Origin of the sequence: Capnocytophaga sp. oral taxon 380 str. F0488, from assembly GCF_000318255.2 — a bacterium.
GTDB classification, from domain to species: Bacteria; Bacteroidota; Bacteroidia; order Flavobacteriales; family Flavobacteriaceae; genus Capnocytophaga; species Capnocytophaga ochracea.
This window is the reverse complement of sequence record NZ_KB291228.1, coordinates 1-10,244: the sequence shown is the minus strand read 5'-3', so window position 1 is coordinate 10,244 and position 10,244 is coordinate 1. Positions and strand designations below refer to the sequence as shown.

5 protein-coding genes and 1 tRNA gene are annotated in these 10,244 nt (G+C 39.1%); all 6 read left to right on the top strand.

The features are described 5' to 3' along the window. The first annotated feature begins 330 nt into the window (after positions 1–330). A complete protein-coding gene (locus HMPREF9078_RS09225; protein ID WP_009420423.1) occupies positions 331–1,155 on the top strand; it encodes a thymidylate synthase in 825 nt (274 codons plus the stop codon). A 94-nt stretch (positions 1,156–1,249) separates the two neighbouring features. Continuing rightward, positions 1,250–2,494 (top strand): alpha/beta hydrolase-fold protein, encoded by a 1,245-nt coding sequence (locus tag HMPREF9078_RS09220; protein WP_009420422.1) that lies wholly within the window; start codon positions 1,250–1,252, stop codon positions 2,492–2,494. Then, the gene (gene rfbC / locus HMPREF9078_RS09215) at positions 2,475–3,023 is read left to right on the top strand and encodes a dTDP-4-dehydrorhamnose 3,5-epimerase (protein ID WP_009420421.1); all 549 of its coding nucleotides are present in this window, start codon (positions 2,475–2,477) and stop codon (positions 3,021–3,023) included. Before HMPREF9078_RS09220 ends, rfbC begins: the two co-directional genes overlap by 20 nt. A 177-nt stretch (positions 3,024–3,200) precedes the next feature. Next, a tRNA-His gene (locus HMPREF9078_RS09210) sits at positions 3,201–3,276 on the top strand. A gap of 364 nt (positions 3,277–3,640) precedes the next feature. Then, positions 3,641–8,092 (top strand): hypothetical protein, encoded by a 4,452-nt coding sequence (locus tag HMPREF9078_RS09205; RefSeq protein WP_009420420.1) that lies wholly within the window; start codon positions 3,641–3,643, stop codon positions 8,090–8,092. A gap of 6 nt (positions 8,093–8,098) precedes the next feature. Beyond that, positions 8,099–10,150: a fibronectin type III domain-containing protein gene (locus HMPREF9078_RS09200; RefSeq protein ID WP_009420419.1), complete on the top strand. Its 2,052-nt coding sequence runs from the start codon at positions 8,099–8,101 to the stop codon at positions 10,148–10,150. Positions 10,151–10,244 lie beyond the last annotated feature (94 nt).

The window sequence follows — 10,244 nt, the reverse complement described above, 5'->3', positions numbered from 1 at the left end:
TATACGAATCTTGGACGATTGGTATAGAAGGGGTATATAAATAATTGATTAATAGTGTGATACAGCAATACTAAAAAATGTTAAAAAACGGGGTTTTCGAGGCGAAAGAAAAAGAACCTCACCCCGTCCCTCTCCCAAGGAGAGGGGGTGTGTGGTGACGGAAAGATGAAGCGCAGTGATATATAGAACGAAGATAAGGAAAAGGTAAGGTATATAAAAAATTGGAAATAAGTGGGTTAATAGAATGAGAGGGGTTAGGGTATTGGTATTTTTTATTATTGTTGTATCTTTGCACCGATTTAACTTCTTAGGTTTAACACTTAACTAAAAATGCAAACATATCACGACCTCTTGCGCCATATCCTCGATAATGGCTATTCTAAAGATGACCGTACCGGCACGGGAACGACTAGTGTATTTGGTTACCAAATGCGCTTTGACCTCAATAAGGGTTTTCCGCTTGTAACGACTAAAAAGATACACTTAAAATCGGTTATTTATGAATTACTTTGGTTTTTAAAAGGAGATACAAATATTAAATATCTCACTGACCACGGGGTACGCATTTGGAACGAATGGGCAGATGAGAACGGTGACCTCGGTCCTGTTTATGGAGCGCAATGGCGCCACTGGAATGGCGAGGCGATTGACCAGATAAAAACGGTGGTAGAGACCCTTAAACAAAATCCTGAAAGCCGACGGATTATCGTTTCGGCTTGGAATCCATCGGTATTGCCTGATACGGAAAAATCGTTTGCGGAGAACGTAGCCAATGGTAAAGCGGCATTGCCTCCTTGTCACGCACTGTTTCAGTTTTACGTAGCCGATGGGAAATTGTCTTGTCAGTTATACCAACGCAGTGCCGATGTGTTTTTAGGGGTGCCTTTTAACATTGCTTCATATGCTTTACTGACAATGATGCTTGCGCAAGTATGCGATTTGCAATTAGGAGATTTTGTGCATACTTTTGGTGATGTGCACATCTATAACAATCATCGTGAGCAGGTAGCTTTACAGCTCAGCAGAACGCCACGCCCTTTGCCTACGATGCACTTGAATCGGGCAGTGAAGGATTTGTTTGCCTTTGATTATGAGGATTTTCGTTTAGAAGGCTATGACCCTTACCCTACGATTAAAGCGCAGGTATCGGTATAAAGTTAAAATTTCGTTAAAAAATGCTTAAAATTTTGCTATATGGAGCTTTTTTGTTTCATTTGTGCGTTTAAAATAAAGTAAATACTATAAAAAAATGAAGAAATTTCTTACAATCGTTATCGCTTTGGTAACCTTACAAAGTGCGTTTTCACAGGTTATTTCGGAGACTTTTTCGTCAGGGAGACTCAATAGAAAACAGAAGATAGGTATCTACAAGCCTGAAAAGTACACGGATAGACAGGCATATCCGCTGATAGTAGTGCTCAATGCCGAAACGCTGATGGAGCCTGTTGTTTCGATGGTGCGTTATTACGAACAGTTTGGTGAAATGCCTAAGTGTATAGTGGTGGGTGTGTATGAACCCAAACAAGAAGATGTAACGGTGGTAGAAGAGGTGGGTCGCCCTATTAATGAGTCGGCTCGTTTCTTTGAGTTTGTATCGGCAGAATTAGTGCCTTACATACAAGGGAAATACCCAATAGCTGACCTAAAAGGGGTTATTGCTTCGGAAGAGGCGGGTTTTTTGGCTAATTACTATATGCTTGCCGAGAAGAAACCTACTTTTAATATGATAGTAAGCCTTAATCCAGTGGCTCTTCCACGTATGGGAGAAGAGTTTTCGCACGCTTTGGCAGCGGGAGTGCCTAACCGTTTATTTTACTATATGGCTACTGCCGATGTGGAAAACAAAGTAGTGTACGACAAGGCAATTCAGTTTGAAAGAGCGATGCGCTCAGCGCCTGTGCACGAATCGGTAGAATATCACTTTGTTGATTTTAAAGGAAGCTCAGTAAACGCTGCTAAACTGCAAGGGATAGCACAGGCTCTTGATATGTGTTTTGACATTTATAAACCCATAGGAGGCAAGGAGTTTAAGACCCAAATGGAGACTCTTGAAACGGGGATTTATGAATATTTGGAGAACAAATATAACACTATTTATAAACAGTTAGGCGTAAAGAAAGTGCCTATACTAAACGATGTGATGGCTACTTATACAGCTATTAATTCGTCGCAAGACTGGGAATCGCTTAAGAAATTAGCAAAATACGTAGAGAGCAATGGCTACCTAAAAACAGCTATGCCCAACTTCTTTTTAGCTGAATATTACGAAAAGATGGGCGATGATAAAAAGGCACTGAAAACGTATCAGAAAGCGTATACTGAGCCTAATATAGATTTCATCACAGGAGACTTGATAAACGAACGTATCACGCATTTGCAAGCTACCAAACGCAAGAGTAAACGCACAAAAGTAGTAGAACCTATAGAGCCAGCAGAAGAAGTGGCACCTGCACAAGAAGAACAAAATCCTACCGATGAAAGTAATCAGAACTAAGATAGAAGGTGTGGTGATTATTGAGCCACAGGTGTTTTTTGACGGAAGAGGTTACTTTTTTGAATCGTTTTCGCAACAGCGATTTAATGAGTTAGTAAGCCCCACTGTATTTGTACAAGACAACGAATCGCAATCGACCTATGGGGTATTGCGCGGATTACACTTTCAGAAACCACCTTTTGCACAGGCTAAATTGGTGAGAGTGGTAAAAGGAGAAGTACTTGATGTAGCAGTGGATTTGCGAGAAGACTCACCTACCTTTGGGCAGTATGAGTCTGTGATACTAAACGAAGAAAACAAGCGCCAGTTTTTTATCCCGAGAGGTTTTGCTCACGGTTTTGCTGTATTGAGCGAAGAAGCTATTTTTCAATACAAATGCGACAATTACTACACTCCCGAGAGTGAGGGTAGTGTGCGTTGGGACGACCCTACCATAGGTATTGATTGGCGACTACCAGCTGAGGTGATACAACTTTCGGAGAAAGACAAGAAAGCGCCATTGCTGGTAGAAGCAAAAGGTAAAAGATAAAAGGGAAAGCCAGTGAGGGCTCGTAACAGGGTATGTGAGTGAAAGGTGAAAAGAGATTGAAAATCAAAGAGCTAAATGTTCCTAATACTTAACACTTAACACTTAGCTAAAAAATAGTTGTCTAAATATTTGGTAGATTGGGAAAAAGGAGTTACTTTTGCACCCGAAAATACAGACGGTGGTCTTAGCTCAGTTGGTTAGAGCGTCGGATTGTGGTTCCGAAGGTCGTGGGTTCGAGCCCCATATTCCACCCTAAATAAAAAAAGCGCCTTTTAAGGCGCTTTTTTTATGCTTATATGCTATGAGCTTATACAAAGCGAGTATATTTCTGAAAAACGACTTTTAGCTTTTTATTAATTAGCTTAATTTAGACGTAAGGAAAGTGTAGCTTGCGCTACAGAAATCTTATAAATCTTCACAAATCAAACAAACAGGAACAAGCTACCAGAAAGTCTCGCATAGATTACAATGTAAACACAACTATTATAAATCAGTATTATATATTGAAATGATGTTAAAATAAACCTCTATTCACTGATGGATATAAGTGCATTTTTGCTTTTGATATAAATAAAGTTGCTAATTCGAAAAATAATATTTACTTTTGTAGCTTTAAAATGACTATTGCTATGAAGATAAGAAGCATTTATTTACTACTTTTGCTATTGTGCTATGGTGGTTTAAGGGCACAAGAGCAAGAAAATTTCACTTCATTAGAAAATAAGACCCATTGGGTAAACCAAATCCAAGATATTACAGAACTTCCTGTGGGAATTAGGGAAAATAAGAATGGGGTAGAGTATGCAATGATGGTTACCAAAGCTACTTTTTCTCCTAATGAAACGAGGGTAAATATTTACGCTCGTATTACTTTCCCTGACACCCAAAATCCTTCAGGCAAACGCGAACTGTACTTTGGAGCTACTGAAATTCCTTTTTCGTATGAAGGTCAGTTAGTAGGCGATGTACACTTGTCGTTATTGGGTGATGTAACCCTTAGCAATACCAAAAACTGGTCGTTTTTACTCAAAGGAGGTAGAAATGTAAAAGGGGAAACGGTAGACGACCAAACATACGTGGAGGTAGATTGTAACGGATTGAAAAAAATTGCTTTAAGAGGGATAATACGCATCTCTAATGAACTTATAGTACCAGTTGACAATAAGTTACAACCTATAGCCAATGGCTATGTAGAAAGTGAGGTAGCTATAGAAGCTGAAGATTTTAACAACTTGTTAGTAGAGCTTAAACTACCTGCTTTTGCCCTCACAAGGCAGATACAGAACAAAGATAAAGGAGCTTTTATCTTTCACCCTGAGCGAATGGTCTTGGATATGAGTGATACTAATAATGCTCCAGCAATGGTATTCCCTCAAGGATATGACGAGTATTTAGTAGCAGGACAAGAGAGTTGGCGAGGTTTTTATATCCAAGAACTCACGGTTACCTTGCCTGAAGAGTTCAAAAAAACGGAGGGAAGAGTAAGTTTAAAGGCGACTAACTTCCTTTTGGACGCTTATGGTTTTTCGGGGAGCTTATCGGCAGACAATATCATTAGCTTTAAAGAAGGACGTACGTCAGAGGATAAAAAGAAAGGTTGGAAATATGCCATACACCATATACAAGCTGATTTTGTAGCTTCTAAACTCAAAGGAGGGGCTCTCTCAGGGGCTTTTAGGATTCCGATAGAGAAAGACGATTCACGCGGGATTCATTTTGACGGTAGTTTTTCTGAAGATAACTATATGCTTCGCGTTTCGTCGTTGGACTCTATTTCCTTTGATATGTGGAAAGCAAAAGCTGTAATTCTCCCTTCTTCTTATGTTGAATTACAAGTAAAAAATAAAGAATTTCTTCCTAAAGTAGTACTTGATGGCTCGATGGTTTTAGAAGCCCCTAAGAGCGATAAAAACCTTTACAGAATAGAAGGTATTAACTTCCAAAAATTCACCTTACAAACACAAGCACCTTACATATCAGCTGAGTATTTTGGCTGTGAAGGAGAACAGAAAATAGCAGGTTTTCCTGTGAGTATCAAAGATGTAAGTGTAGCATTCAGAGAAGAACGAGCTCAATTACATTTCGGTATACGGGTAGGCTTACAAAAAGATAAGTTTTCAGCTGAAGGTGATTTTAATATCTACGCTAAAAATACTGATGAACACTGGAGTTACGACAAATTTGAAATCAACCGACTCAAATTGGAGGATGTAGATATAGTAGTAGCTAAAGTGAGTGGAGAGTTAAACCTAATGAAGAACGACCCAGTGTACGGCAATGGGTTTAAGGCAAAACTTTCAACCAAGATTACATCTTTAGATGTAGATGTAAATGCTAATGCTGTATTTGGTAGTAAAGACTTCCGCTATTGGGGCTTTGAAGCTATGGTAGATGGACTAAATATCAACACCCAATACGTAAAAATAACAGGATTTATAGGAGGAGCATATTACCAAATGCGCCCTTTGGGGAATCCTAAAGATAAAGAGGCATTAGAAGCCTTTTCGTTAGTTCCCGATGAAAAGATAGGGTTAGGACTCAAAGCAGGAGTATTAGGAGCTTTTCAGGACAAAAGAGTGATTTCCTTTATAGCCTTATTAGACATTCAAACCTATAAAGGAGGAGGTCTCTCAAAAATTGGTTTTTATGGCAATGCAACGGTAATGTACGCTTTACAAGATAAGCTATCCAATCCGTTTGCTACTGTACAAAAAGGCTTTGCTGACAATGTGCAAAAAGTAGTAAAAATGGAAGAGTTGGCTAAAAATGAGAAATACAAATATTTAGACAACTCAGGGAAAGCAGATATCCCTGATGATTTTACCATAGATAAAACCAATGAAAGCAAAAAAGCACCTATCTTTGCACAGCTAAATGTGAGTTACGACTTTGCCCAAAAAGCCTATCACTCTAATATGGAAGTATACGTGAATGTAGCAGGTGGAGTGATACGAGGGACTGGCAATAGTGGATTGGCAGGACGTGCAGTATTGCATATAGACCCACAAGATTGGTATTATCACTTGGGGACTACTCGTGAGATGATGGGATTACAAGTGGGCTTTGGTGATTTCCTAAATATCAAAGCGCAAACCTACTTTATGGTGGGTACTAAAATAGGCGAAGCACCTCAGCCTCCTGCGAAGGTAGCCGAAATACTAAAACTCAATCCTGACGAGATAGGCTATATGAAGAGTCTTAACCAGATAAAAGAAGGTAAAGGGTTTGCTTTTGGAGCGCATTTGAACTTCGATACTAAATTTGATGTAGGTTTCCTCTATGCGAGTTTTGCAGCAGGCTTTGGTTCAGACTTAATGTTAAAGAATTACGGCAATGCCCATTGCAAGGGCAGAAGCGGAGAACTGGGTATCAATGGATGGTATGCTAATGGACAAACGTATGTATATCTGCAAGGCGAATTAGGTATTAAAATAAAACTGTTCTTTATTCGCAAACGCATCCCAATACTGAGTGCAGGGGTAGCGGCTTTACTACAAGGGTCGGGACCTAATCCTTTTTGGGCACGAGGTTATTTAGGAGGCTACTACAACGTACTAGGAGGATTAGTAAAAGGACGCTTCCGTTTAAAAATGGAATTTGGAGAACAATGTGAATTGGCAAGCGATCAAGTGTTAGGAGGTATGAAAATTATCTCGGACGTATCCCCTTCTGACCGTAGTGAAGGGGTAGATGTCTTCCTATCGCCACAAGCTACTTTCAACTTAGAATTAGAGAAACCTATTGTAATTCCCGAAGACGACCGCGACCATACGTATATCGTGAACTTAGAAAAATTTGAAGTACTCGATGCACAAGGCAATGCCATAGAAGGGAAACTAACTTATGGCAAGAGTCAGGATGAACTCAACTTCACCCCAAGAGAAGTGCTTCCTTCTCATCAAAAACTAAAAGCAGTAGTAAGTGTAAGCTTTAAAGAACTTAAAGGAGGAAGTTACCAGACTGTGATGGTAGATGGTAAAAAAGCCGTAGAAACTGAAGAGCGAACCTTTACTACAGGCGAAGCACCTGAGTATATCCCTAATAAGAATATAAAATACGCTTATCCTGTGTTAGACCAAAAGAATTATTTCATAGGAGAAAGTAATGAGGGCTTTGTGCAGTTAAAACAAGGACAGTCTTATTTGTTTGAGGATGCGCATTGGAATACCCGCTTGTTTATAGAGCCCGAAGGAGGAGGAAAAACTCTTGAGCTCAACCCGACTTACTTAAAAGCAGAGAACAAAGTTTCCTTTACAATGCCTAAACTCTCGAAAGCTACTAAATATGGGCTTTCTATTGTGAGCTATAGTAAGCAAGGGGCAAAAGTAAGTGCCACAGGTAAAACACAGCAGAAGAAAAATAATATTAAAGTTTCAGAAGGTGATTTTGACAAAGGAGAAGATGAAACTTCTTACACCTTTGAAAACAAGAAAGCACAAGCCAATGTGGATAGAGGAGGCTTTGAACGTTTGTCGTACCAATTTAACACTAGTAAATACGAGCGCCTGAGCGACAAGATGAAGAAGTTCAAAATTGAGCACTTATGGATAAAATATAACTCGGCAGTTGCCTTGCTACAGAACGATATGAATACTGATGAGCCCTTTGAAGAGAGCGAACTCATAGGCACCATTTATTCAGGAATTCCTCTCATAAAAGCTGAAGCTGTATTAGACGATAAGTTTGACGCTTTATTTACTAAATATTTATACAATAACCCTCAAGGACAACCTTGGTTTAGCAGAGATACTAACACCGTAGGCTATCCTCCTAAAGAGGCTATCACTGTTTTTCCGTTTTATCCTGAGGAACTGAAATGGAATAGTTATGATGTAAAACGGGTATTCCCTTATCGATATGATGTGTTTATGTATTATCAAAGAGACTGGGATGCCCAGCATTATTATTTTGCCAATCATTTAAATGAACTGGCTAAAAATCCTTTGTATAATGAGTTTATGGAGCTCTATTTTCCTGTGCTTCCTACTAAGAACTACAAAGCAGTGTTAAAATACCGATTGCCTGACGGAAAGATTACTTCCGAAACACCTTACAAATATAAGTTTTAAGAGAAAATGAAACGAGTTTTATTTATAGTTATATATAGCATTACTTTTCTTGCCTTTTCACAAGAAAATCCTTCTTTGCAAATGAGTAAGGAGGTACGAAAAAACAGCATTGCCTTACGTTGGGCAGTAGATGCTCCTGTAGCGTGGCAGAAAGCCAATAATATAGGTTTTCAGTTGGAACGGACTACATATCTTCGCAATGGTAAAGTGCTCGCTACCCCCGAAACCAAAGTGTTAGGCACCTTTAAAACCCCTCCGTTAGAAAAGTGGCAAGAATGGGTAGAAAAGAACGATAATGCAGCTATTGTAGCACAAGCTATTTATGGAGAAACCTTTGAAACGGAAATTTCTAATAACCAAAACCCCATAGAAGGCATTGCTAATAAAGCGCGCGAAATAGATGACCGTTTTTCTTTTGCTCTAATGGCAGCCGATTTAGACTTTTCAGTAGCTTGCTTTGCAGGGTGGGGATATGTAGACAACGAGGTATTACCCAATGAAAATTACCTTTATAAAGTAAAACTATTACCTAATGATAAGCTTAGTGTAAAAGAAGGAGGGGTAGTAGCAGGGCTCAAAGATTTTCAAGAATTACCAGCTCCTTTCGGTTTTAGAGGACATTTTGAAGATAGGAAAGTAACCCTCACGTGGGACTATCAAACCCTTAGCCAACTCTATAGTTATTATTTTATTGAAAAGGCTGAAGGAGATGCTCCTTTTGCTCCAATAACCGAACACCCCGTGGTAAATATGAATCAGAATAGTCGTTCCACAGCAATGATTTATGTAGATTCATTAGCTCAAAATGATAAGGAGTACCGCTATCGCCTAAAAGGAAAAACAATCTTTGGAACTTATAGTCCGTATTCTCAAGAGATAAAAGGCAAGGGTATTAAGGCTATTACGCAAATAGCACAACTTACTGAGGTAGTTCCTATAGATGAAAAACAATACCGCCTGCGTTGGGATTTCTCTAAGGAAAACGAGAATGAGATTACACACTTTTCTCTCTTGCACTCGCCTGACGACAAGGCTTATAAAGAGATAAAAACTCCTATTGCTGTAAGTGATAGACAAATACTTATAACCCCTACAATGCCCTCTAATTACTACAAAGTGCGCACATATGGTAAAAATGGTACTACTTTCGATTCATTCGCGATGTTAGTACAGCCTGACGACGAAACCCCTCCTGAAAGGGTACAACAACTCACAGGGACTATAGATACTTTAGGGGTCGTAACTTTGCAATGGAAAGCCAATACCGATGCCGACCTAATGGGCTATTATGTTTTTAGAGGTAACCAAAAAGGTGAAGAAATGATGCGTATCACAGGCTCTCATATCACTGATACCTCCCTAAAAGATACTGTATTACTTAAAAGTTTGAATGCTAAAGTATATTATTGGGTAACTGCCATCGATTTTCGTAAGAATGAGTCTACTCCCTCCGTATTGTTAGAACTCACCAAACCCGATAAAGTTCCTCCTACCACCCCTATTTTTACTCAGTATATCGATGACAAAAATGGCTGGAAACTTACTTGGCGTAAGAGCTTTAGTGACGATGTAACTCAATATTTGCTCTACCGAAGAGAAAAAGGAGCTACCGATTGGAAACTCATTCACTCTGAAAATAATAGTAAAAAAGAAACCTATACTTATACTGTTCCTCCTAATGTATCAGGGGTATATGAGTATAGCGTACGTGCAAAAGACCATAGCAATAACTTTTCTGACTATTCGCCTGTAATACAAATCAATCACAAACCTAAAACTGATGATAGGGTATTACGAGGGCTTCAAAGTCGTGTTAAAAAAGGAAAGGTTACTTTGCAGTGGTTGCCTATAAAAGATGGCTTTAACGAAATGATAATTTACAAGGCTATCAATGGAGATAAACCTATGTTGTGGCGTAGTTTTACTACGCCTGTTACCTCGGTTGAAGATTCCGACATACAACCTGATAACACTTATCTCTACCTTTTTAAAGTCATTTTAAAAGACAATTCACCTACCCCTACTGAAAAAATAGAAGTCAAAACAATTAATAATTAACAATCCATAATTACTATGTTCTTACGTCGTTACATACTCCTCCTCCTCACCTTGCTGAGTTTCACTCTGCAAGCTCAGCAGTACCCTGTGGACG

Excerpts from the sequence above, each read along its gene's own strand:
- HMPREF9078_RS09225 (WP_009420423.1), top strand. The coding sequence starts at position 331 with ATGCAAACATATCACGACCTCTTGCGCCATATCCTCGATAATGGCTAT.
- HMPREF9078_RS09220 (WP_009420422.1), top strand. The coding sequence starts at position 1,250 with ATGAAGAAATTTCTTACAATCGTTATCGCTTTGGTAACCTTACAAAGT.
- rfbC (WP_009420421.1), top strand. The coding sequence starts at position 2,475 with ATGAAAGTAATCAGAACTAAGATAGAAGGTGTGGTGATTATTGAGCCA.
- HMPREF9078_RS09205 (WP_009420420.1), top strand. The coding sequence starts at position 3,641 with ATGACTATTGCTATGAAGATAAGAAGCATTTATTTACTACTTTTGCTA.
- HMPREF9078_RS09200 (WP_009420419.1), top strand. The coding sequence starts at position 8,099 with ATGAAACGAGTTTTATTTATAGTTATATATAGCATTACTTTTCTTGCC.